The 23,628-nt window shown below is 67.9% G+C and carries 20 protein-coding genes; 13 read left to right on the top strand and 7 right to left on the bottom strand.

Annotation, left to right across the window (positions count from 1 at the left end; genetic code table 11):
* Positions 1 to 27: 27 nt before the first annotated feature.
* A complete protein-coding gene (locus EYS21_RS19080) occupies positions 28 to 468 on the top strand; it encodes an SRPBCC family protein (RefSeq protein ID WP_131134823.1) in 441 nt (146 codons plus the stop codon).
* Positions 469 to 512: 44 nt separating this feature from the next.
* On the opposite strand, the gene EYS21_RS19075 is transcribed toward EYS21_RS19080, so the two are convergent.
* Positions 513 to 2,051, bottom strand: coding sequence for a carboxylesterase family protein (locus EYS21_RS19075; RefSeq protein ID WP_131134822.1), 1,539 nt, complete (start codon positions 2,049 to 2,051; stop codon positions 513 to 515).
* An 81-nt stretch (positions 2,052 to 2,132) separates the two neighbouring features.
* On the opposite strand from EYS21_RS19075, the gene EYS21_RS23485 reads away from it, so the two are divergent.
* Positions 2,133 to 2,294: a hypothetical protein gene (locus EYS21_RS23485; RefSeq protein WP_165478364.1), complete on the top strand. Its 162-nt coding sequence runs from the start codon at positions 2,133 to 2,135 to the stop codon at positions 2,292 to 2,294.
* Positions 2,295 to 2,318: 24 nt separating this feature from the next.
* Here EYS21_RS23485 and EYS21_RS19070 read toward each other — a convergent pair whose 3' ends face one another.
* Both EYS21_RS19070 and EYS21_RS19065 read right to left on the bottom strand, forming a co-directional pair.
* Positions 2,319 to 2,780 carry a DapH/DapD/GlmU-related protein gene (locus EYS21_RS19070; protein WP_131134821.1) on the bottom strand — a complete coding sequence of 154 codons (462 nt, stop codon included), beginning with the start codon at positions 2,778 to 2,780 and terminating at the stop codon, positions 2,319 to 2,321.
* Complete coding sequence (locus tag EYS21_RS19065) at positions 2,764 to 3,306, bottom strand: MepB family protein (RefSeq protein WP_207307825.1); 543 nt, start codon at positions 3,304 to 3,306, stop codon at positions 2,764 to 2,766. The genes EYS21_RS19070 and EYS21_RS19065 overlap by 17 nt, the downstream gene beginning before the upstream one ends.
* A gap of 180 nt (positions 3,307 to 3,486) precedes the next feature.
* Between EYS21_RS19065 and EYS21_RS19060 the strand changes: the two genes are divergently transcribed.
* A complete protein-coding gene (locus tag EYS21_RS19060; RefSeq protein WP_131134819.1) occupies positions 3,487 to 4,239 on the top strand; it encodes a GAF and ANTAR domain-containing protein in 753 nt (250 codons plus the stop codon).
* Positions 4,240 to 4,255: 16 nt separating this feature from the next.
* On the opposite strand, the gene EYS21_RS19055 is transcribed toward EYS21_RS19060, so the two are convergent.
* Both EYS21_RS19055 and EYS21_RS19050 read right to left on the bottom strand, forming a co-directional pair.
* Positions 4,256 to 5,098, bottom strand: a complete 843-nt coding sequence (locus EYS21_RS19055; RefSeq protein ID WP_131134818.1) for an IclR family transcriptional regulator — start codon at positions 5,096 to 5,098, stop codon at positions 4,256 to 4,258.
* A gap of 76 nt (positions 5,099 to 5,174) precedes the next feature.
* Positions 5,175 to 6,428 carry a family 1 glycosylhydrolase gene (locus tag EYS21_RS19050; protein ID WP_242633508.1) on the bottom strand — a complete coding sequence of 418 codons (1,254 nt, stop codon included), beginning with the start codon at positions 6,426 to 6,428 and terminating at the stop codon, positions 5,175 to 5,177.
* A gap of 223 nt (positions 6,429 to 6,651) precedes the next feature.
* Here EYS21_RS19050 and EYS21_RS19045 point away from each other — a divergent pair, with 223 nt between their 5' ends.
* The 9 genes from EYS21_RS19045 (at position 6,652) to EYS21_RS19005 (ending at position 20,189) form a co-directional block, all read left to right on the top strand.
* Positions 6,652 to 8,208 carry an ABC transporter substrate-binding protein gene (locus EYS21_RS19045; protein WP_131134817.1) on the top strand — a complete coding sequence of 519 codons (1,557 nt, stop codon included), beginning with the start codon at positions 6,652 to 6,654 and terminating at the stop codon, positions 8,206 to 8,208.
* A 60-nt stretch (positions 8,209 to 8,268) separates the two neighbouring features.
* Positions 8,269 to 9,222 (top strand): ABC transporter permease, encoded by a 954-nt coding sequence (locus tag EYS21_RS19040; RefSeq protein ID WP_131134816.1) that lies wholly within the window; start codon positions 8,269 to 8,271, stop codon positions 9,220 to 9,222.
* Entirely contained in the window at positions 9,219 to 11,291 is a 2,073-nt protein-coding gene (locus tag EYS21_RS19035; protein ID WP_131134815.1) for a dipeptide/oligopeptide/nickel ABC transporter permease/ATP-binding protein, read from the top strand. Before EYS21_RS19040 ends, EYS21_RS19035 begins: the two co-directional genes overlap by 4 nt.
* Positions 11,288 to 12,295 carry an ABC transporter ATP-binding protein gene (locus EYS21_RS19030; RefSeq protein WP_131134814.1) on the top strand — a complete coding sequence of 336 codons (1,008 nt, stop codon included), beginning with the start codon at positions 11,288 to 11,290 and terminating at the stop codon, positions 12,293 to 12,295. Before EYS21_RS19035 ends, EYS21_RS19030 begins: the two co-directional genes overlap by 4 nt.
* A 9-nt stretch (positions 12,296 to 12,304) precedes the next feature.
* On the top strand, positions 12,305 to 15,007 hold the full coding sequence (locus tag EYS21_RS19025; RefSeq protein WP_131134813.1) for an alpha-L-rhamnosidase: 2,703 nt from the start codon (positions 12,305 to 12,307) through the stop codon (positions 15,005 to 15,007).
* A complete protein-coding gene (locus tag EYS21_RS19020; RefSeq protein ID WP_131134812.1) occupies positions 15,004 to 15,966 on the top strand; it encodes an alpha/beta hydrolase in 963 nt (320 codons plus the stop codon). The genes EYS21_RS19025 and EYS21_RS19020 overlap by 4 nt, the downstream gene beginning before the upstream one ends.
* A gap of 34 nt (positions 15,967 to 16,000) precedes the next feature.
* Entirely contained in the window at positions 16,001 to 16,360 is a 360-nt protein-coding gene (locus tag EYS21_RS19015; RefSeq protein WP_131134811.1) for a VOC family protein, read from the top strand.
* Positions 16,361 to 16,485: 125 nt separating this feature from the next.
* Positions 16,486 to 19,173: a glycoside hydrolase family 78 protein gene (locus EYS21_RS19010; RefSeq protein WP_242633506.1), complete on the top strand. Its 2,688-nt coding sequence runs from the start codon at positions 16,486 to 16,488 to the stop codon at positions 19,171 to 19,173.
* Positions 19,170 to 20,189: an alpha/beta hydrolase gene (locus EYS21_RS19005; protein WP_131134810.1), complete on the top strand. Its 1,020-nt coding sequence runs from the start codon at positions 19,170 to 19,172 to the stop codon at positions 20,187 to 20,189. Before EYS21_RS19010 ends, EYS21_RS19005 begins: the two co-directional genes overlap by 4 nt.
* Before the next feature lie 81 nt (positions 20,190 to 20,270).
* Here the strand turns inward: EYS21_RS19005 and EYS21_RS19000 are convergent, their stop codons facing one another.
* Together EYS21_RS19000 and EYS21_RS18995 are read right to left on the bottom strand one after the other, a co-directional pair.
* A complete protein-coding gene (locus tag EYS21_RS19000) occupies positions 20,271 to 21,278 on the bottom strand; it encodes a sugar phosphate isomerase/epimerase (protein WP_131134809.1) in 1,008 nt (335 codons plus the stop codon).
* Positions 21,275 to 22,453 (bottom strand): Gfo/Idh/MocA family oxidoreductase, encoded by a 1,179-nt coding sequence (locus EYS21_RS18995; protein WP_131134808.1) that lies wholly within the window; start codon positions 22,451 to 22,453, stop codon positions 21,275 to 21,277. The genes EYS21_RS19000 and EYS21_RS18995 overlap by 4 nt, the downstream gene beginning before the upstream one ends.
* Positions 22,454 to 22,601: 148 nt before the next feature.
* Between EYS21_RS18995 and EYS21_RS18990 the strand changes: the two genes are divergently transcribed.
* Positions 22,602 to 23,603 carry a LacI family DNA-binding transcriptional regulator gene (locus tag EYS21_RS18990; protein ID WP_131134807.1) on the top strand — a complete coding sequence of 334 codons (1,002 nt, stop codon included), beginning with the start codon at positions 22,602 to 22,604 and terminating at the stop codon, positions 23,601 to 23,603.
* The last annotated feature ends 25 nt before the right edge of the window (positions 23,604 to 23,628 follow it).

Here is a 23,628-nt window from a genome sequence, read left to right as displayed (position 1 = left end):
TGCCCTCAGGGTTCCTAGACTGGGTGCATGATCACAGTCAGCGGCACCGTGGAAACCAAACTGTCCCCGGAGAAGGCGTTCGCCTTTCTCTCCGAATTCGAAAACACCAGCGACTGGGATCCCGCCACGCCGGTCATGGACAAGCTGACAGCAGGGCCCGTGGCCGTCGGCCACCGCTACCACGCGGAATCCGAGTTCCGCGGCAAACGCCAGTCGCTCGAATACGAGGTCATCGAGCTGACGGACCGCCACATCAAGCTCCGCGGCGAGAACAAGACTGTCACCGCCTTCGACTCGATCGACGTCGAACCTTCCGGCCAGGGATCGCTGGTGAAGTACACCGCCGAATTCAGCATCAACGGGCCGGCGAAGATTCTCCAGCCGCTCCTGAAGCCGGTCTTTATGTCGTTGCGGGACCCTGCCCTGAACGGTATCCGCGACACGCTCAACGCCCTGGCTGCCCGCTGACGTGGACACCCCACGGGATCACCACCGCATTCCGGAAGACCCGGTCATCGACTGACCGGCTGCCCGGCCCAGAACCTCCGCAGCGCGGCGCGCGGGTCGGCCTCGACCCGGGGCTGGACGTCCAGGACCATGGTCTCGCGGGACTGCGTTGAATAAGACGGCCAGCGGGGAAGGCATGCGGCGGCGGGCTCCCCGTTCCGGGCGAATGCCGCCCATGCAACGCTCATCATCCCGCTCAGCTCCGCTGGAGCCTGCGTCCCCACCAGGAACCTGGCTTCGCGGCAGCCCAGCTGACGGAACACAAACGGGATCTCCAGGGCGTGGCAGGCTCCGAGTTTGCCGTCCAGGGCCGGGCTGGGCCAGGTAAAAAGGTAGCTGAACGTCGAGCCGGAGGCCTCAGCCCGCGCGTCGAGGAGCCGGTTGCTCGGCTGGCGGTACACGTGGTCCGCCAGGCACCCCTCGAGCAGTTGCTTCCCGTTGGGTTGCTCGCCGAGGGCGTCCGCAAGCGCATCCGCGTACTGCTCCCGCGCCGCGGCGGGGTCCGCGAAGAAGGCCGCCAGCAGCAGCTCCACCCGGTCCTCCAGCCGTGGCGGGTCGCTGGGATACGCGGGGCGCATTTCCACGGCAAAGGAACCTTCATTGAGGTTGGTCCCCACGATCAGGTCCACCGCAGAGTTCAGTCCGATCCGGACCGCGTCCAGCGGCGGCTCCGGCAGGGAGGGTGTGCCCACCGTGGGCTGGAACGGCAGCGGCACGCTGAAACTGCGTCCAGCTTCAGCCTCGCCCAGTGCCTTCTGCGCTGCCAGCAGCCGGCCGGCGGGAAGACCCAGGAGTTCCCCGGCCCGTGCGGCATCCAGCCCGCAAAGCCGGAGGAACTCTGCGGTCACCGCGGCCGATGCCTCCGCCGCCCGGTACCGTTCGGCGGTTCCGCTCTGCATGATGGCCCGCCCGAACAGCCCTTCCGACGCCGGCATGCCCAGCAGCGTGCCGATCGCCGCCGCACCCGCGGACTCGCCAAAGACCGTCACGTTCCCGGGATCCCCGCCGAACGCCCCGATGTTCCGGGAAACCCAGCGCAGCGCCTCCAGCAGGTCCAGCAGGGCAACGTTGGACGAATCGGCGTACTCCGGCCCCAGCAGTTCGGGCAGGTGCAGGAAGCCGAAGGCCCCCAGCCGGTAGTTGACCGCAACCACCACAACGTCGGCAGCGGAAGCCAGCGGGCCGCCGTCGTGCATTCCGCTGCTGTTGGAACCGGTGACGTACGCCCCGCCGTGGATCCACACCATGACCGGGCGCCCGGCGCCGTCCGGAGCGGGGGTCCAGATGTTGAGGTTAAGGCAGCTGTCCTCGTCCCAGAGGTCGGCGAAGGCGTCCGACGGCGGCGTGAACGGGTCAGGGTTCTGCGGCGCCATCGCGCCGGGGACGGTGCAGTCTCGGACACCTTCCCAGGGCACGACAGGGACCGGAGCGTGGAAACGCGGTGGCTCCGCGTAGGGCACCCCCAGGAAGGTGTGCACGGTGCGGCCGCGGACCTGCAGCGCGGCCCCGCGGACGGTGCCCTGCAGTGTGGAAACGGTACTCATGGCTGCTGTCTGCTCCTAAGTGGCTAAACGACCAACCTTCAGCATCCCACCCGGGGGAGCGTCGGCGGCCCCAACATTCCGGTGATTGAAATGCGGCTGACCGGCAGCCTGGAGCGCGGCGGGACAGCGTACGCGCTGGTGATTTTCACCGAAGGCGCTGACACTACCGAGGAGGCGGAGCGCAGCCAAACGATCCGTGACCTGACACGTGCCGTGGTGGACGCCCTTTTTCCGGCGGTCTGACCCTCTTCACCCGGGAGCCTTCGTTTAGGCCGCCTGCCGGTTCTGGGATTTCCGCTGCCGTGGCTGGGCGCGCTTGGCTGGCGCCGCACGGGACCGGCGCCGCGGCTCTGCGGCGACGTGGCCGCCGTCGGGAACCGTGCTGTCAGCGTTCACGCTGGTGCCGTGCTCGATCACGGCACCGGAGCCGATGCGTGAATGGCTGCCGATGTGGACCCGGTTGCCGATGACGGTTCCGTGGCCCACGCGCACGCCGTCGCCGATGACCGTCCGTTCGCCCACTTGCGCCAGCCGGTCGATCCAACTGCCGTGGCCCACGCGTGAGCCGGACCCGATCCGTGCGCCCGGCTCCACGTACGTCATGGATCCCAGGCGCGCACTTTCGGCGACGTAGGCGCCTGGCCCAACAAAGCCGCCTCCGTTGGGGTGCCGCCGGTACCGGATGACCCTGCCGGCGTCGTCCTCCACTGATTCAAACTTGGTGCTCATTCCGTCCTTCTCCAAGGCTCGGGGGAAATCTCCCGTGCATAGGGTTAACGGCCGGGGCACCGGGCGGATTCCCGGGGAAGTAGAACTCAAGCTGCCAGCGCTGGGTGGCCTGGGCCGTCCGGTTGGCGGGGCTGGACCCCGGCGGGTAGACGCGGAGGGCGCGCTTTCCGCCGCTGAAGTCCCGCGACACAACTCCGCGGGCGATCAGCGTTTGAAGGGGAAAGGCGAAATACCCGAAACCCTCTTCGCTGCCGGCGCCGACCACAAACAGGCCAAACCCGTCGGAGCTGTCGAAGGGCCTGATGGGACCGCCGCCGTCGGCTGCGGTCCGCTGCCAGAGCGTGACGAACCGGCCTGCTTTTTTCGGCGTTGTCCTCGCAATGCGGAAGGCCGCGGCGAGACCGTTGATGTGGAAGGTGTGTGCCCCGTAATCAAGGCTTTCCGCCTCCGCCTGCGGCTCCGAGACAGTGAATCCGCGGGCTCGGAAATCGGCCATGGTGGCCAGTAAGGCTGGAGGCAAAGGCATCCCCGGAGCTTACCTTGAGCATGTCGACGCAGGTCGGGGGCCCGTCGGGTCCGCCAGGACGAATCCCCCAGCTATTCCGCACAATCCACGCCGGGAGTAAGCTTCAATGACCGCGGGGGCGGTAGCCGGCCAGCAGCGTTGGGGCCGGTTCTTGGCTTGCATTGTGTTTCAGGGGGGACATTGGTAGCCGCAAAGGTCTCAAACGACGAAGTTTTCACCGATGTTGCACTGCACCTCCAGGACCTTGTCCTGGGAAACCCGTGCGTGGAGAAGCTACTGGGAGAATTGGCCGCCTATGCGGCGGGCCGGCTCAGCAGCCGCGGCGGGGAAGTCTCCTGCAGCATTTCCTTGGTGCGGAGCAGGAAATCCAGCACGGCGGCCGGCAGTGACCAGTACGCCCGCCGGATGGTCCGGGCGGAGGACAGCTGCGGCCAGGGTCCGGGCACAGCGGCCGGCGGGGGCAACGGGACGGTGCATGTCCCGGACCTGGGCCTGGAGGAGCGCTGGCCGCAGTACACCCGGTCGGTGGCCGGGTACGGTTTCCTGTCGGTACTGTCCGTGCCGCTGGCCCTGGAAAGCCCCAACCGGGCAGTGCTGAACCTGTACAGCCGGCTGCCTAATGCCTTCAACGGGCACCGGATCGACAGGGTTGAGGCCTTCGCGGAACAGGCGTCCAAGGGCCTGCGGCTGGTGCTGAGAATGGCACGGCTGCAGGACACCCGCGACGAGCTGAAGGCCGCAATGGAATCCAGGACGGTCATCGACCTGGCAACCGGCGCCATCATGGCCAGGAACAAGTGCAGCCAGCCCGCCGCGTTCAAAGTCCTCCTGCGCGCCTCCAATACCCGCAACATCAAGCTCCACGATGTGGCCTCGCAGGTGGTGGCCGCCCTCTCGGGGACCAGCGGCGCCGTCACGCACTTCGACGAATAGCTGCCCGCCGGAAAGGTCAGCCCTGCGAATGCGTGCGGACATCGTCCGCCAGTTCGGTCTTGAAGCCCAGGTTTCGCGAGACCGCCCTGGCCGTGGCCCGCACCGCCGGCGCCAGCACGTTAGGCGGCGTGCTGCCGTCCGGAACCACGATGGACAGCGCCGCCACCACCGCGCCCTGCGCATCGAAGATCGGCGCGGCGACGGACACCGTCAACGACGGCGCCGTCCGCCGGATCATCGCAATGCCCGTCCGGTGCACGTCGGACAGGGTCCGCCGCAGCTGGCCCTCGGGCATGGGGGCAACACCGGGTTCGATGTCCGGCGGCTGGCGGAGGATGCGTTCCTGGAAGTCCACGTCCGCCCCGGCGAGGAGGACCAGCCCGACGGCGGTGGACCGCAGGGGTGCCCGGCCGCCCACCCGGTAGGCAACCTCGGTGGCCTGCTTGGAGGACAACCGCTCGATCAGCACCGCCTGGTCCTTGTCCCGTACGGCCAGCAGCACGTGGTGGCGCGTCACCTCAAAAAGGTCCTCAAGGTAAGGCAGTGCGATTTCCCGGACCCCGTGCCCGCGCGGAGAGAGCGACGCCACTTCCCAGAGCCTGACCCCCACGACGTACCTGCCGTCGTCGAGCCTTTCCAACGCACCCCACGCCACCAGCCGGGCGATCAGCCGGAGCGCGGTGGGCGCGGGCATGTCCGCGTACCGCGCCATTTCGGACAGGGTGAGGGCCCGACGGCGGTCCGTGAAGACCGCGAGCAGGCTCAGCGCCCGGTCAATGACCGGTTCGCCCTGCTTGGGGCGCTTGCCGCGGGCGGGAGCCGGCGTCTCCGCATCGGCAGTGCTTTCGGTGGGTGCCATGACGGGTTGCCGATCCTCCTTGGTCGCCGGTGACACCCAGACTAGTGTTCCGCCCAATGAAACTCCTAACGGGGCGTCAGGAGGCCAAAACCCGGTCCGTACGTGCCATGTTTCCCAGCCAGTAGGCGCTTTCCTTTGGGGTCCGTTGCTGCGTGGTCCGGTCCACGGCAATCAGGCCGAACTTCGGGCGGTAGCCGAACACCCATTCGTAGTTGTCGAAGGCGGTCCAGGCGATGTATCCGCGGACGTCGATGCCGTCCGCCAGGCACGCGGCGACACCATCTACGGCGGCCTTGTAGTAGTCCACGCGCTGCGTGTCGTCCTCCGTTGCCAGGCCGTTCTCCGTGACGATCACCGGAATTGCTGCGATTCGGGCCGCCTCGCGGATGGTTGCCTCGAGGGCCTGGGGGTAGATTTCCTCACCCATCTGGTTCGTTGCCGCGCCTTCGGGGGCCGGCGCCAGGCCGTCCGGGCCGTAGACGGTTCGGCCGTAGGTCTGGATGCCCACGAAGTCATCGCCGCGGGAGGCCTCAAGGAACCGTTCGTTGACGTCGCGGCGGACCTGGTCCGCTGCGTCCTGTCCGCCGTCCACGGACTGGATGTCCGAGTTTGCCAGGGTCCAGCCGACCATCAGGTCCGGCTGCCAGGCCTTGATGGCGGCGGTACCTGCGCGGTGTGCTTCCAGTTTCACGTCGAATCCGGCCTCTGTCGAGGAAAACTGGAAGGGTGCCATCTTGTGTGCGCCGACGCCGAGTGTGCTGGCGGCCGCTGCCCACGCGGGCACGGAACCACGGTGCTCGGGAGCCTCGCCGCCGATGCCGAAGGACTTCAGCAGCCACGGCAGGTTGGGCTCGTTGAGTGTGCAGGCGACGCCGATGAGGTCGCCCAGGTGCTCGGTCACCTTCCCGCAGTACCGGGCGAAGAGCTCCGGTGTCCGGGCGTCTTCCCAGCCGCCGGCGGCCAGCAGCCACCGCGGCGACGTGAAGTGGTGGTAGGTGACCACAGGGGTGAGGCCGTGTTCGTGGCAGGCTTCCAGGACGCGGCGGTAGTGGTTGAGTTCCGCCTCCGAAAAGTGCCCTTCCTCCGGTTCGATCCGGGCCCACTCCACGGAAAGCCGGAAGCTGTTGAAGCCCAGCGAGGCCAGCAGCGCGATGTCCTCGCGGTAACGGTGGTAGTGGTCGATGGCGTCACCCGACGGCTCTGCAAACATCGTCTGGGGGAGGTGCTCCAAAAGCCAGGCGTCGCTGTTGGCGTTGTTTCCTTCGACCTGGTGCGCGGCCGTAGCAACGCCCCACAGGAAATTCGGGGGAAATGGATAAGAGACGGTCACAGTGGTCCTTTCGGTGCAACGCCGGCAGCGCGGCGTCCGGCGTCGATGCCGTGCTTTCCATCCTGTCCTCCGCAGTGACCCGAACCACATAAGTGTTTCAACCAATGAAATTCTCATGTCTGCCCCGATGCGCTCCCGCCGATGCTTGAGAGAGCCGGCCACTCGCCTGGCCCCCATAGCTGTTCACTCACCGTTGTCACATCAGAATGCAAAGGCGCACTACATGAAACTCCTGAACTCCACCGCACGTGGGAGCTCCGCCGTTCTGGCCGGAGCGCTCCTGCTGGGATCCCTCACCGCCTGTGGCGGCGGCTCCACCCAGGCGGGCACCAAGGTCGACACCAGTACGCTGACCCTCGCGATCGACAGCGACTCGGCGTCGTTCGGCTACGATCCGCTGCGTGTCTCCGCCGCCCAGCGCCAGTTCTTCGAAGGCCTCTACGACAGCCTGATGGTCCTCAAGGCGGACGGCTCCGCAGTCCCCGGCCTGGCCACCGCCTTCGAATACAACGCCGACAACACGGTCCTGACGCTCACCCTCAAGGAGGGCGTGACCTTCACTGACGGTTCCACACTCGACGCCGCGCTGGTGAAGGCAAACCTTGACCGCCGCTCCGACCCGGCCCTGTCAGCGTACTCTGCTGTGGCCAAGGGCGGCGCCCAGGAGATCACGTCTGTGGACGTCGTCAGCCCCACCAAGGTTTCCCTCACGTTCGCCAAGGCGCAGCCGGGCTTTGAGAAGAACCTGGCCTCCACCACCGGCATGATCGTGGGCAAGGCCGGCGTCACCGATACGGCCAGCCTGGCCGCGACCCCGGCCGGATCCGGCCCCTACACCATCGATGCTTCGACGGTGAAGGGCAACAAGTACGTGATGGTGAAGAACGACAAGAACGCTGACGCGTCCAAGTACGCCTTCAGCAAGGTCATCTTCAGCGTCATCCAGGATCCCCAGGCGCGGGCCAACGCTCTCGTCTCCGGCCAGGCCGACGTCGCCATGCTCACCTCACCCACTGTGGACTTCGCGAAATCCAAGGGCCTCGGCATCTCCCAGATCGGTGGAACCCTGCACACCATGGTTTCCTTCGACAAGATCGGCAAGACCGCTCCGGCCTTCGCCAGCGAGAAGGTCCGCCAGGCGTTCCAGTACGCCATCAACCGCAAGGCGCTCGTGGACGCACTGCACAAGGGCGACATTCCGGCCTGGAACGCACTTCCCAAAGATTCGGCGGGCTTCACCGAAGAGCTGAACACTAAGTTCGCCTATGATCCGGCGAAGGCCAAGAGTCTGCTGGCAGAGGCCGGTTTCGCCAATGGCTTCGAGTTCACCATTGTTGGCAGCGCTGAAACACAAACGGACCTGCAGGCCGTCCAGAAGGACCTCGCCGCCGTCGGTATCACCATGAACGTTAAGATGGCCTCTTCCACCGATGAAGCCTTTGCTGCAGTCGCCACAACACCCCTCGGCTACGCCGCACTCGGCTGGGACAATCCGGTGGGCCTGATGTACGGCGTGGTCCTGAACGGTTTCACCAACGTGCAGAAGGCTACGGATGACCAGCTGACGGCCGCCACGGGTGAAGCCGCAGCCGCGAAGGACGACGCCGCCAAGAAGGCCGCCCTCACCAAGCTCAACACCCGCTTGGTGGAGTCCGGCTGGATGATCCCGCTCTACGAATCCCTGACGAACCAGGGCTACAACACCAAGAAGATCAAGCAGGTTGAGTTCGCCGGCACCAACGCGTACCCGCTGCTCTCTTCCTACGCACCGGCCAGCTAATACCCCCGAACCTGCCGGGCGGCTTCCCCTCGCGGGGCGGCCGCCCGCAGATTCTGACCGATGGAGGTCACCATGGCACTATTCATCACCAAACGCCTGCTGATGGCGTTGGCCACCGTCCTGGTGGTCGCGGTGCTGGCATTCCTGCTGGTACACGCGATGCCCGGCAGCCCCGGCGCAGTATCACTGGGTGCCGGCGCCTCCCAGGAAGCCATCGACGAGGTCAACGCCCGCCTCGGCTGGAACGATCCGCTCGTGGTCCAGTTCGTCCGCTGGCTCGGCGACGCGGTCCAGGGCAACCTGGGGACCTCACTGATCGATGGCCGGTCCGTCTCAGACGACCTGGCGAACCGGCTGCCCGTGACCGCTTCGCTGGCTGCCGGTGCCACGCTCCTCAGCGGTGTCCTCGGCGTCGCCCTGGGCGTGACGGCAGCCGTGCGCGGAGGCATGGTGGACCGCATTGTCGGCGGGATCTGCGGTATGGCAGTGGCCCTGCCGGCCTTCTGGATCGGCATCATCTTCGTCTACCTTCTTGCCGTCCAGTCCTCGGTCTTCCCGGCAACCGGCTACGTTCCGTTTGAAGCCTCACCCCAGGACTGGGCACTTTCCCTGGCTCTGCCGGTGATTACCCTGGCCGTAGGCGGTGCAGCCTTTATCGCCCGCCAGACGAGGGCTTCGATGCTTGAGGCTCTGCAGCAGGAACACATCAGGACGCTCCGCGCCACTGCCACCCCCACCTGGAAGATCCTCTATGTCCACGCCCTGCGCTACGCCAGCCTCCCCATCGTGGCCGGCATCGCCCTGCAGTTCATTGGCCTCTTCGGCGGCTCCGTGATCGCGGAACAGCTGTTCGCCATGCCGGGCCTGGGCCAGGCCGTCCAGACCTCCGTCAGCACCCACGATGCCCCCTCCGTACAGGGCGTAGTTGTCATCGCCACCGTGGTGGTGGTGGCCGTGAACCTGGTGCTGGAACTCGCCACCAAGTTCCTCGACCCGAAGTTGCGTGCCTCATGATTCCCAACGTTGCGCCCGCCCCGGCTGACAGCACCGCCGCCGCCGCGGCCGCCCTGCCCAAGTCCGGTCCGAAGGCTGCCTTCACCAAGGTCTCCGCCCACCGCCTCTTCGCCTCTCCCGGCGGCGTAGCCGGCGTGTTATGGCTGGCCGCGCTGGTAGTGGCGTCGCTGACCGCACCGCTATGGCTGCCGTTCAAGACCGAGGACCAGGACTTCACCGCCGTCCTGTCCGGTCCCACCGCTGCCCACTGGCTGGGCACGGACGAACTGGGCCGGGACCTCCTGAGCCGCATCTTCGCCTCGGCCGCCGGCACCCTGGGCACGTCGTTCATCACGGTGATTGTCGCCGTCGGGCTTGGAACCATCCTTGCCATGGCCTCCGCGGCGCTGGGTGACCGCGTCGAAGCCGTCATCAGCCGCGTCACCGAAATCATGATGTCCGTTCCCGGCACCGTGATCATCCTGGCTGTCATCGGGGCCGTGGGAACCAACATCCCGGTCATCATGGCCATCCTCGGCATCCTCATCTCCGCCGGCATCTACCGCGTGATGCTGGGCCAGGCCAAGTCGCTGCAGTCCCAGCTCTACGTCGATGCGGCAAAGGTCGACGGCGTCAGCACCCTCGGGATCAGCCTGCGCCACGTCCTGCCCGGGCTGACCAACACCATCGTGGTCCAGTCCGCGCTCATCTTCGCCGTGGGCATGCTCATCCAGGCCGGCCTGGCCTTCATCGGGTTCGGCCCGCCCATCCCGCAGCCCAGCTGGGGCGGCATGATCCAGGGCGCCTCGCAGCACGTCTACGACGCCCCCTGGCTGATGGTCCCCACCGGGGCCGTGCTTGCCCTGACCGTCCTGGCCGCCAACGCCATCGGCAACGCCCTGGGCAAGGCACCCAACGCTGCCGCGTCCCACCTTCCCTCCGCCGCCGCCCGCCGCCAGCGAGCCAAAGCCGTTGCCGCCGTCGGAGCCGCCCAGGTTGCCGCCGGCACGGACGCCCCGCCCGCCAAAGGCCAACTCAGCGTCCGAGGACTGTCGGTAGGGGTCGACGGCGGCCCCCGCCTGGTCACGGACGTCTCCTTCGACGTCGAACAGGGAACCGTGCTGGGGCTCGTGGGGGAGTCCGGCTGCGGCAAGACCATGACGGCGCTGTCGCTGCTGGGCCTCCTCCCTTCCGGGGTAGTGGCCACCGGCGGGCAGATCCTCTGGAACGGCAAGAACCTGGCCGCCGCCACCGACCGCGAGATGGAAGCCATCCGCGGCCGCGACATCGCCCTGATCTCGCAGGAACCCATGCGCGCCCTGGACCCCATGTTCACCGTGGGCTACCAGCTCACCTCCGCCATCCGGCGGCTCCGGAAGGTGGGCAAGGCCGAAGCCCGGAAGGAAGCCCGCAGCCTGCTCGAGAAGGTGGGCATTGTGGACGCCGGGCGCATCCTCAAGACCTACCCGCACCAGATCTCGGGCGGCATGGCCCAGCGCGTGGCCATCGCCCTGGCGCTCTCCGGCCGCCCCCGCCTTCTGGTGGCCGATGAGCCCACCACCGCGCTGGACGTCACCGTCCAGGCCGAAATCCTGTCGCTGCTGCGTTCCCTGGTGAAGGACACCGGGATGTCCGTGGTGATGGTGACGCACGACCTCGGTGTTGTGGCCGACATCTGCGACCAGGTGGCTGTGATGTACGCAGGCCAGGTGGTGGAGAACGGAAAGACCGCCAACATCCTGGACAACCCGCGGCACCCGTACACACTGGCGCTGCTGGCAGCGGACCCGCACGCCAATCACGCGGCAGATATGCCGGAACGGCTGGCCACCATCAGCGGCCAGGTTCCGCAGCCCAAGGACTGGCCCACCGGCTGCCGGTTTATGGCACGCTGCCAGTTCGCCGGTTCAGCCTGCGCCGCCCCGGTACCGCTGCTGCCCTCCGGCTCCGAGGACGGCCTGGTCCGTTGCGTCAAGGCGGACGAACTGGCCGTCGAAGGCCTGGAATGGGTCGCCACCGAAGTGCCCACCCACCGGCTGCTGGACCTGACGCCCACCCGGACAAACGTTGTTGAGAAGGACATGGCATGAGCATCGCAACCCCCTCCCGGCAGGAATCATCCAACGCCGTCCTGGACGGCCCCATGCTCGAAGTGAAGGACCTTGTGGTCCGCTACGGCCGCGGCCGCAAGGCTGCCGCTGCCCCTGCCGCCGTGGACGGCGTCAGCTTCTCCATCCGGCCCGGCGAGACCGTGGGCCTGGTGGGGGAGTCTGGATCCGGAAAGTCCACCATCGGCAAAGCGATCCTGGGCCTGCAAAAAACCGCGGGCGGGACCATCAGCTACCAGGGCAAGGAGATCACCCACGCAGGGACGGCCGAACGCCGGTCCCTGGGCGGTGAACTGCGGGCCGTGTTCCAGGACCCCAACTCCTCGCTCAACCCGCGCAACACCGTAGGCGCCTCACTGGCCGAACCGCTGCGCCTCCGCGGCGTCTCAGCCGGCGACGCGCGGGCGAAGGCCGAAGCCATGCTGGAACGCGTGGGCCTGCCCCGCGAAGCCGTGGACCGCTACCCCAGCCAGTTCTCCGGCGGCCAGCGCCAGCGGATCGCCGTGGCCCGTGCCCTGATCTGCGAGCCCAAACTGGTGGTCTGCGACGAAGCGGTCAGCGCACTGGACCTCTCCACCCAGGCCCAGGTGCTCAACCTCCTGGCCGACCTCCGGGACGAGCGCGGCCTGAGCTACCTGTTCATCGCACACGACATCTCCGTGGTGCAGTTCCTGGCCCAGCGTGTGGTGGTGCTCTATCGCGGCCAAGTCATGGAAAGCGGACCCGCCGCGGCAGTGACTGAGAACCCCAAGCACCCGTTCACGCAGGCCCTTGTGGCGGCCTCTCCCGTGCCCCGCCCGGCGGAACAGGCCGAACGGCGTACCCTGCGCGAATCCATGGGTGTGCGGACCGCGTCATCCGTTTCCGCGACACCCGGCGGGTGCCCGTTCCGGCAGCGCTGCCCGCTGGCCACCGAGCTCTGCGCCGCCGAACGGCCCGCGCTGCGCACGGTGGGCGAGTCCGACGTCGCCTGCCACTATGCCTGAACGGAACCCATGACCCGCCCCACCCGCCTCCGCACCGAAAACCTCAGCCAGGCCTTCGGCATCACCGGCACCACGCCGCGGTTCAGCTGGACGCCGCCGCAGGGCACGGTCAGGCAAGCCGCCTACCGGCTGACCGCCAGCAACGGCTGGGACACCGGCCGGGTGGACAGTGCTACGCACGTCTCCGTGCCGTACGGCGGCCCCGCGCTGGGGTCCAGGGACCGGTTCGACTGGACCGTGCGCACGTGGAACCTGGCCCCGGACGGCACCGAGACCGCCTCCGGCTGGGCCGAACCCATGCCCGTTGAGCTGGGCCTCCTGCACCCCGGCGACTGGAGCGCCCGGTGGATCGGCCCTGACGAGCCGGTGGTCCCGGCGCCTGGGGAGCGCCCAGGGTATGCCCTGCACCGAGATTTCACCCTGGACGCCGCACCGGATTTTGCCCGTGCCTACGCCACCGCGCACGGCATCTACGAGCTGTTCATCAACGGCCGGCGGGTGGGGGACCAGCAGCTCACCCCCGGCTCCACGAGCTACCACACCACACTGCAGGTCCAGGCCTTCGATGTCACGCCGTTGCTCCGCGCCGGCGCCAACACCGTGCGGGCGGTCCTCACGGACGGCTGGTTCAGGGGTTCATTCGGATTCACGCGCGACGCCGACATGTACGGAAAGCAGACGGCCTTCCTGGCGCAGCTGGAAATTGAGTCCGGGGGAGTCCGGACGGTCATCGGCACCGACGGGTCGTGGCTGGCCGGCGCAACGGAGATCCTCGCCGCGGACCTGATGGAAGGCCAGCGGGTTGACTTCCGGGCCGCGGCTGTTCCCGGGAGCCAGGACGCCCGGCCCGCCGTCCTGCGGGACGGCAGCTTCACCACCCTCACCGGCCCGGTGGCGCCGCCCACCCGGATCGTGGAGGAACTCGTACCCGTCTCCATCACCCGCCTTGGCAGCGGCAACCAGGTGGTGGACCTGGGCCAGAACATCAACGGCTGGGCCCGGCTCCACCGGCTGGGCGCAGCCGGGACGGAGGTCACCCTGGTCTATGGCGAGGCCCTGGACGACGGCGGCGAGGTCACCCAGGACCACCTCCGCCCCATTGACTTCAAGAACCCCGGCAAGTTCCTCGGTGCCGGGCAGGTGGACTCGGTAATCTCCGCCGGTGCGCCCGGCCAGGTCTTCGAGCCGCGCCACACCGCCCACGGCTTCCAGTACGTTTCCGTCCGCGGCCTGGCCGAGGACCTCCTGCCAGCGGACATCGTGGGATGCATGGTCCAGACCGACCTGGAACGCCTCGGCACTTTCAGCTGCAGCGATGAGAGGCTCAACAAGCTCCACGACATCGTGGAGTGGAGCTTCCGGGACAACGCCTGCGAAGTCCCCACCGACTGCCCGCAGCGCGAAAAGGCCGGCTGGACCGGCGACTGGCAGCTGTTTGTCCCCACCGCCGCCTACCTCTTCGACGTGGCCGGCTTCACCCGGAAATGGCTCAACGACGTCCGCGCCGACCAATGGGACAACGGCGTGGTAGCTAACATTTCCCCGTCACCCGGCCCGGAAGTCATCGGGGCTGACTTCATGGCCTTCACCAACGGGTCCTCCGGCTGGGGGGACGCGATCGCCATGGTTCCCTGGGAGATCTACCTCGCCACCGGCGAAGCCGGCATCCTGGCCGAGAACTGGGACGCGATGAACCGGTGGCTCGGCTTCATCCGCAGCACAGCGGAAGGCAACCGGCACCCGGCAAGGGCTGCCGCGGAGGCCATACCGGCCCCGCACGAGCAGTACCTCTGGGACACCGGCTTCCACTTCGGCGAATGGATGGAACCCGGCGGACCGGCGCCTGACCTGTTCGCCTCCCGCTCCGCCGACAACGGCATTGTGGCCACCGCCTTCTACCGGCACACGTCGGCCATCATGGCCCAGGCCGCAGCCGTCCTCGGCCGGAACGAAGAGGCCCGCGAACTGGCGGAGCTCTCCGAGAACGTCCACCTCGCCTGGCAGCAGGAATACCTGCAGGCGGACGGGACGGTATCGGACAAAACGATCGACGGCGGCACGCAGGCCAACTGCGTCCGCGCGCTGGCCTTCGACCTCGTGCCGGACACTGCCCGCGTCGCCGTCACCCGACAACTCGCCGGTCTGGTCAGGGACGCGGGCACCCATCTGGGCACCGGCTTCCTTGCCACCCCCTACCTGCTGCCGGCGCTCGCCGACAACGGCCGCCTCGACCTCGCCTATGAGCTGCTGATGCAGGACTCCGAGCCCTCCTGGCTGGTGATGGTGGACCGCGGAGCCACCACCATGTGGGAAGCCTGGGACGGCATCGGCGCGGACGGATCGGTGCGCCAGTCGCTCAACCACTACAGCAAGGGTGCCGTGGCCTCCTTCCTGCACCGCTACACGGCCGGGCTCCGCCAGGCACCCGGCAGCGCCGGCTGGGAGCACATCATCATCGAACCCCGGCCCGGCGCCGGGCTGGCATCCGCCGGCACCTCGCACCTAGGCCCGCAGGGCCTCATCGACATCAACTGGAAGATCGACGACGGCGTGCTGGCGCTGACGGCGACCGTACCGTCCGGCACCACCGCGGAACTTCGGCTGCCCGGCGGGCCGGCCGCCGTCGTCGGACCTGGAACCCATTCCTTTATCGCCGCCGCCCCTGCGGCCGGCACAGAAACCATTAACGACCTTGCAAGGAGCGCACCATGACCCCCGAAACCGTTGCCGCCACTGAGGCCCCGCGAATGATGCCCGCACCCCCTCCCTTCCCGGCATTCGGGCGCCTGGGCGCACCCGAGGAAGTCTCCGAACACTCCCTGGTGCACCGCGAAGTCAGCTACGCGATCGCCGTCGGATTCCGCCGGCTGGCCATGGACATCTGGCTGCCGCGCGCGTCGGCAGGACCGGTGCCGCTGGTGGTGTGGATCCACGGCGGCGCCTTCCAGCTCGGGGACCGCCGCGAACTCCCGCCAACGTTCGCCCCCGATTCGGTGTTCCGGCTCCTGAACGAGGCCGGAATCGCGTGCGCCACCGTGGACTACCGGCACGCACTCGAGGCGCCGTTCCCGGCCCAGCTGCATGACATCAAAGCCGCGGTCCGCTACCTGCGGGAGCACGCCGGCCTCCTGGGCATTGATCCGGAACGCATCGGCGCCTGGGGCGAATCCGCCGGCGGGCACCTGGCCGCACTGCTGGGTCTCACGGGGACCCGCGCGGACCTCGAGGGCGGCCTTGGCGTGCAGGGGCACTCGAGCAGCGTGAGCGCCGTCGTCGATTTCTACGGGGTGTCCTCGCTGCCGGACATGCCGCCCATGGACACGCCGGCCGGCCTGATGTCCGGCGCGCTGATGGCTGCTGTCCCGCCGGGCATGTCCACGGAACCGGGTCCCATGCTGGTGGGTGGCAGCGCCGATCCCGCCCTGCTCGCGGCAGCCAGCCCGTTGGGCTATGTCACCGCCGGGTCAGCCCCGTTCCTGCTGATCCACGGCGACAGCGACGGCCTGGTCCCGCTGTCCCAGAGCGAGCTGCTGGCCGGTGCGCTCACGGAAGCCGGTGTCCGCAACGAGCTGATCGCCATCGAGGGCGGTGACCACTGTTTCTTCTTCGCCGAGGACCGCGTGGACGGAATCCTCCGCACGGCCGTGGACTACTTCGCCCGCGAGCTCTAGCCACAGACCCGTTACCCGGCGGTAGCATGCCCGTATGGCTATCGCACGCTTCCCAAACCTGGTCATCGACTGCCTCGACGCCGGGGCCCTTGCGGCGTTTTACGCTGCCCTGCTCGGCTGGAACGTAAAGGATGAGGGTGACTGGGTCGAGATCCGGCCCGACGACGGCAGCAACTGCATTTCGTTCCAGCAGGTGGAGGGCTACCAGGCGCCCGAGTGGCCAGGCCAGTCCCGGCCGCAGCAGATGCACCTGGACCTCGTCGTGGCGGACCTGGACGACGGCGAACAGGAGGCGATCAGGCTGGGCGCCACCAAAGCGGAAACGCAGCCCGGCACAACCTTCCGTGTCTTCCTCGACCCGGCCGGCCACCCGTTCTGCCTCTGCCTGAGCTAGGCGTTTTGGAAGGGTCGACCGACCCTGGTTTCCAGTCAATGAAACTTCGCTAGCGGGCCCCAGGCCGTTCCCGGGACGCTGGGGGTAGCCCTAAAACTTCCCCTTCTTAGCGAATTGAGCCGACGTTGACTCCTGACACCCTTCGTTTCCCGTTCCAGGACGCCGCCCGCCCGGTGACCACCACCCCCTCCGCCCTCCGCTTCGAGCACCACGAAGAGCCGTTCGGCATCGGCGAAGACCAGCCGCGGCTTTCCTGGCAGGTCCGGACCGCAACCCCTGGCTGGGTCCAGTCCGCCTATGAACTCGAGCTCGGCACGGATGTTGCGCAGCTGGTCAGCTACGGCCGGACCGAATCCGCCGAGCAGCTCCTGCAACCGTGGCCCGCACCGGCGCTGGCCAGCCGGCAGCGCGTCGCGGCCCGCGTCCGCGTCTGGGGAACGGGCGACGACGGACCCTCCGAGTGGAGCCCCATGACCTACGTCGAAGCCGGGCTCCTCAACCGGGCGGACTGGCGGGCCGCAATGATCCAACCGGCCTGGGACGAAGCGAGCGAAGACACTGAACCAGCCTTCCGGCTGAGCAGGACTTTTGAGCTGAAAGGCTCCGTGGCCTCGGCCCGTCTGTACTCCAGCGCCCACGGCGTTTATGTCGCCTCGATCAACGGCCGCCGCGTAGGCCGCGACGTCCTGGCCCCAGGCTGGACCAGCTACCACCACCGGCTGCGCTACCAGACCTACGATGTCACCGACTACCTGCAGCCCGGCGCCAACATCATCGGACTCGAGCTGGCCGACGGTTGGTGGCGTGGAAACCTCGGATTCCAGGAGAAACGCAACACCTATGGTGACCGCACCGCAGCGATCGCCCAACTGGAAATCCTCGACGCCCGCGGCAATGTCACGGTCATCGGAACCGACAGCTCGTGGCTGGCGGGCAGGAGCCCGGTGCTCGGGTCTGACCTTTACAACGGCGAAACGTACGACGCCCGACTGGAGGATAGCGGTTGGGCCGGCCGCGACGATGCTTTGCTCCACGCCGTTGCGCTGAAGAATTTTGATGCGGCGGTGCTGGTGGCTCCGGACGGGCCGCCAGTCCGCGCCACCGAAGAGCTGGCCGTGAGCGCCGTGCTGAAGTCACCCTCAGGAAAGACCATCCTGGACTTTGGGCAGAACCTGGTGGGACGGGTACGGATCACTGTGCGTGGAGCCGCCGGCACGGAGGTGACCCTGCGGCACGCCGAGGTCCTTGAACATGGGGAACTGGGTGTCAGGCCGCTGCGCGTAGCCAAGCAGACCGAGGTTTACACCCTCAAAGGTGCCGCAGGCGGCGAGACCTGGGAACCGGACTTCACTATCCACGGCTTCCGCTATGTGGAGGTGGCCGGCTGGCCCGGCGAGATCGATCCCGCGGCCTTCACCGCCGTCGTCATCCATTCAGACCTGGTGCGAACCGGCACGTTTGCGTGCTCTGATTCGATGCTGAACCAGCTGCATTCCAACGTGGTGTGGGGCATGCGCGGCAACTTCGTCGACGTTCCCACGGACTGTCCGCAGCGCAACGAACGCCTTGGCTGGACCGGCGACTTCCAGATCTTCGCGGCCACGGCGTCCTTCCTCTACCGGATTCCGGGGTTCTCCGCCTCATGGCTGAAAGACATGGCTGCGGAGCAGGGAACTGACGGGCCCCCGCCGCTGGTGGTCCCTGAAGTGACGTTCGACAAGCCGCCGTTCCCTGTCCGCCCGGTGATGGCCGCGTGGGGAGACGCGGCCGTGCTGGTCCCCTGGGTGCTGTACCAGCGCGCTGGCGACCTGGAGTTCCTGCGCCGGCAGCTGCCGGGAATGTCAGCCTGGCTTGAGGCGGCGGCCGAAGCGGCCGGCCCCGAGCTGCGGTTTGAACACGGCTTCCAGTTCGGTGACTGGCTCGATCCGGCGGCCCCGCCGGAGGAGCCGGGTGAGGCACGAACGCCTTGGCAGCTCGTGGCACAGGCCTACCTCGCGTACTCCTCGGAAGTGGCGGCCAAGGCAGCAGGGCTGCTGGGGGAGCCGTCGGGCCGCTTCACAGAGCTGGCAGAGCGGGCCACTGCGGTGTTCCGGGAACGCTATGTTTCGGACGACGGTCAGCTCCAGCCGCCCACCCAGACTGCTTACGCCGTCGCGCTGGCCTTCGGCCTGCTCGAACCCGGGGAGCGGGCTGCGGCTGCCGCCGGTCTCGCCGACGCGGTGGAAGCGGACGGCTACAGGATCGCCACTGGCTTCGTCGGCACGCCGCTGGTGTGCGACGCGCTGACCGACTACGGCTATACGACGGCGGCCTACCGACTGCTGCTCCAGACGGAATGCCCGTCCTGGCTGTACCCCGTGACAATGGGTGCCACCACCATTTGGGAGCGCTGGGACTCGATGCTTCCGGACGGCAGCATCAACGAGGGCGAAATGACGTCGTTCAACCACTACGCCCTGGGCGCCGTGGCCGACTGGATGCACCGCAGCCTGGCGGGGCTTGCACCGGCAGAACCGGGGTACCGAAAGCTGCTGGTCAAACCGCTTCCCGGCGGCGGACTGGACTGGGCCGAAGCCCGGCACGAGACCCCCTACGGTGAGGCAGCCGTGCGCTGGGACCGGACCGGCCAGGACTTCACGCTGGACGTGACGGTACCGGCGGGCTGCACCGCCACGGTGGTGCTGCCCGACGCTGCTGGGACCGCCCACGAGGTAGGTTCCGGGAGTCATTCGTTTGCCTGCGCGGTGGCGCTGCCCGGCGCGGCCCTGGCCGATGTCGCTCCCAATTCTCCTGAGCTCGCGGCACAGCCATGACCCTCGACCCGGAGATTGCCGGGCTGGTGCATCACATTTCCGGCGCCGGCTCCATCGCTGAGCTGCTTGCAGATCCGTCCGGGTTGGACCGGCTCGAAGCATTTTGCGGTGGCCTGGTCCCATACCATGCCCCGGCCGTCCGGATCCGGACAGTTGAGGCGCCGGGCCCCAACGGCCCGGTGCCGGTCCGCATCTATGGCGGGCCGGCGGTCGGCGGTTCCGCGGCCGGCGCCTCCGTTGGCGAACCCGACCATGATGGCCTTCCGGCCCTGGTGTGGATGCACGGCGGCGGCTTCGCCCACGGCGACCTTGACATGCGGGAAGCGGACCAGCTGGCACGGGAACTGGCCTCCATGACCGGCGGCCTGGTGCTGTCGGTGGACTACCGGCTCGCCGGCGGGGGTGTCCATTTCCCGGTGCCGCATGAAGACGTCCTGGCAGCCTGGCTCTGGGCCGTGGAGCACGCCGCGGAGCTCGGGGCTGACCCGCGGGCCCTGTGCCTGGGCGGAGCCAGCGCCGGCGGCAACCTGGCAGTCGGGGCGGCGCTGTACCTCAAGGACTCGGGGCGGCCGCTGCCGGCCAAACTCGTGCTCGCCTACCCCTTACTGCATGGCGAACTGCCATCTTCGGAGGCCTTCGAGGCACCGGACATGAGGGGGCTGCCGCCCGTCCTCCGCTTTACCGACGACGACTGCCGCGCCATGGTGGAGAACTACATCGGAGGCCCGCTCAGCATGGCTTCCTCCTACGCCATGCCCGGGTACGCCGACCTCGCCGGCCTGCCACCCGTGGCCATCGTGGCCGCGGAATACGACGACCTTCGCTTCTCTTCCGAACAGTTCGTTGAGGGGCTCCGAGCGGCCGGCGTCCCCGTTGAGTACAGGCTGGAAACGGGTGCCGCGCACGGGTACCTCAACCATTCAGCAGGGCTGGGTGTTGTCCGGCGCGGCCTGCAGTTCCTGGCCGATGAGTTTGCCCGCACGAGGGAGCCAGCGGAGAGACCACTCGGGGGCTGAAGCACATCCATTGCTCCGTAGTGGCCCTTATGAAGCTTCATAAGGGCCACCACGGAGCAACCGATTTTCCTGGTGGGTTTCCTAGGCCGAAACGGTGAGCGCGGCGTCGGCGTCCCGCAGGACCTTGGCTGCAACCTGCAGGCCTTCGATCCGGCCGAGGGAGGTGTCCTCGTGTTCGATATTGACCAGCATGTCCGGGTCCACTTCGTGCAGGGCCCGGAGGAACTCGGTCCAGTAGGCCGTGTCATGGCCGCGGCCCAGGGCAACGAAGTCCCACGCCGAGTTCTTGGGCCACTCGTTGGCCCACTCGTCGCCGCCGAGGTTGGTCCGGTTCTCCTCGGGAGATAGGCGACGGAAGCTGTTGTCCAGGACGCCGTAGAGTGCTGCGTTCTCCTTGTTCACGCGGACGTCCTTCGCGGCCGCCTGGAACACGAGCGGGCCGAGTTCCCGGACCACGGCCACCGGGTCCATCTGCTGCCAGAACAGGTGGGAGGCGTCCAGTTCAACACCCACATGGGTGGCGCCTGTGAGTTCTATGAGCTTGTAGACGTCGGCGGTGTTGAAGACGATGTTCTGTGGGTGCAGTTCCAGGGCCACCTTCACGCCGTGGTCGGCGGCGAGGCGGTCGGTTTCCTTCCAGAACTCCGCGGCCACGCCCCACTGGTAGTCGAGGACGTCCAGTGCCGCCGAGTTCCAGGCGTTGACCACCCAGTTGACGGTGGTGGCGCCGGGCTCGCCGCCGGGCAGGCCGGACATGGTGACCACGCGGTTCTGGCCCAGGCGGTGCGCCAGCCTGATGGAGCGGCGGATGTCCTCGGCGTGCTTCTCGCCGATGGCGCGGTTGGGGTGCAGCGGGTTGCCGTTGCAGTTCAGGCCGGCGATGGCGACGCCGGTGCCTTCGAAGATCCCGAGGTAGTCGTCGCGGGCCGCGTCGGACTCGAGGATCTCATCGAAGGTGGGGACGTGCACGGCGGGCAGGAAACCGCCGGTGTTGATCTCGATCCCGGTCAGGCCCAGGTCTGCGATGACCTTCAGTGCCTCGGGGAGCGGGCGGTCGTGCAGGATTGCGTTGTAGACGCCGAGCTTCACAGCGTGACCTTCTTTCCGTTGTTGAGGGCGGACTCGGTGACGGCACCGAGCAGTTCCATGTTGCGGACGCCTTCGTCGAAGCTGGCGCAGCGCGGAAGGGATTCCGCTTCGCTCAGGCCTGCGACCTCTTCGAGGAACGCCCGGGCCTGGTAGCCAAAGGCATCGTTCTGGCCGAAGCCGACTTCCGGGGCGTCCATGGCGAGGCCGCCGGCAATGTACGGGTGTCCCGGTCCGAGGATGACCTGGCGGTAGCCGTTTTCGTTGCCGGAACCGTCATTGAGGAAAAGCTGGATTTCGGCGGGGCGGCGCTGGTCGAACTTGGCCGCACCGTTCTCGCAGAAAACTTCGAAGTTCAGGCTGTTGGCGTGTCCGGCGGCAACCCGGGAAACCTCGAAGCTTCCGGCACCGTTGGCGAACTCTGCGTTGAATGCCGCGTAGTCGTCGTTCTCGACGGCCTCGAACGAGTCGCTGACAGCAGCGTGGTCGTGTCCGATGACGGCACCCAGCGGCAGCGGCCGCTTGTCGATCGCGGTGGTCAGGCGGCCGCCGCTGATGGACTTGATGTCGCCGCACAGGAATTCGGAAACGTACGCCAGGTGGGATCCGACGTCGGCCAGGGCGCCGGAGCCGGGGCCGCCCTTGTAGCGCCAGCTCATCGGGGCGGAGGGGCTGAAGCCGTAGTCGGTCCAGTAGCGGCCGCTGAAGTGCAGGACGTTGCCGAGGGTTCCGTTCTGGATGAGGTCGCGGATGTAGGCGATGCCGGGGGTCCGGCGGAAGGTGAAGCCGATCCGGGCGATGCTGGACGCGTTGCGGGCAGCGTCGGCCATGGCGCGGGCGTCTTCCAGGGAGTCGCTCAGCGGCTTCTCGCACAGGACGTGCTTGCCCGCGGCGAGCAGTCCCTCGACAACCTCGCGGTGCAGCGAGTTGGCGATGACAACGCTCACGACGTCGATGTCGTCGGCTTCTGCAATGGCCTGCCAGGAGGTGTCGTTGCGCTCGTACCCGAAACGGCGGGCGGCGAGGGAACCGAATTCGGCGTTCACGTCGCCGATCGAGACCAGCTTCACCGGGGGCAGCACCGGGCTATAGAGGGCAGAGGCCGTGCGGTAGGCGGCGGCGTGTGCCTTGCCGGCCATGCCTGCCCCGATAACTGCAACGCCAAGTTCCTTGGGCATTGATTTTCTCCTTCGAAAAGTCAGCCGAGGCTGAACGGCTCAACCGCCGCATGGTGATGTGATTTGGAGCGCTCCACAAAAACGATAGGCCCGGAAGTTTGTCCTGTCAATATCCCTAATGTGCCCACTGATGGGTAACAATGGCTGGATGACCCAGGAAGCAGGCAGAAGGCCGAATATCTACGATGTGGCCACCGCAGCCGGCGTCTCGAAGTCCCTCGTTTCGCTGGTCCTTCGGGGCGCGCCGGGGGTATCGCCGGCGCGGCGGGCAGCCGTGGAAGAGGCGATCGAGCGGCTGAACTACCGCCCCAGCAGGGCGGCTGCGACGCTGGCCGGCAACACGTCGCGCACCATCGGCGTGGTCCTGGATGATTACCGGAACCTGTGGTTTGTGGGACTGCTGGCCGGGCTGCACGAGCAGCTGGCGCCGCTGGGCTTCCGCGTGGCGGTGGCAGACCCGTCGTTCAACGCCCACCTGGACCGGACCCCCGTGGACGGGCTCATCTCCCTGCGCGTGGACGGCATCGTGATTGCCACCGAGCCCACCGAGGACATGTTTCCCGGGCTCGACGTGCCTACCGTGGTGGCCGGAAACCGCGACCTGGCCGTTCCCGGCGCGGACGTGGTGGCCAACGACGACGTGCTGGGCGGGCGCCTGGCCGTCGAACATCTGGCCGGCCTCGGCCACCGCGCCATCGGGCACATCACCGGCGGCGGCGGGGCTGCCCGCCTCCGCGCCCAGGGCTATGAAGCCGAGATGCGCGGGCGCGGACTGCGGACGCTCATGGCCGGGGGCCACGGGCAGACGACGGAGTCCGACGGCTACCAGGCGGCCTTGCACCTGCTGGACGAAAATCCCACGCTCACCGCGATCTTTGCCGCCAACGACACCATGGCCCTCGGGGCGGCCGGTGCGGCCCGCGACCGCGGCCGGCGGATCCCGGAGGACCTGTCCCTGATCGGCTACGACAATTCGCCCCTGGCATCCGCCAACCTGCTGCGCCTGACCACGATTGACGGCAAGAACGGAGAGGTTGGGGCCGGGGCCGCGAAGGCCCTGCTGGACCGCATGAAGGATCCCGCGGCGGACGTCCGCACGGAGCTTGTGACGCCGGAGCTGGTGGTCAGGGCATCAACGGCCCCGGCCTGACAGGCCTGGGGGCGGCGGGGCAGGT

The organism is Arthrobacter sp. S39, assembly GCF_004320525.1.
Classification (GTDB): Bacteria; Actinomycetota; Actinomycetes; order Actinomycetales; family Micrococcaceae; genus Arthrobacter.
This window is presented reverse-complemented; position numbering and strand designations above follow the sequence as displayed.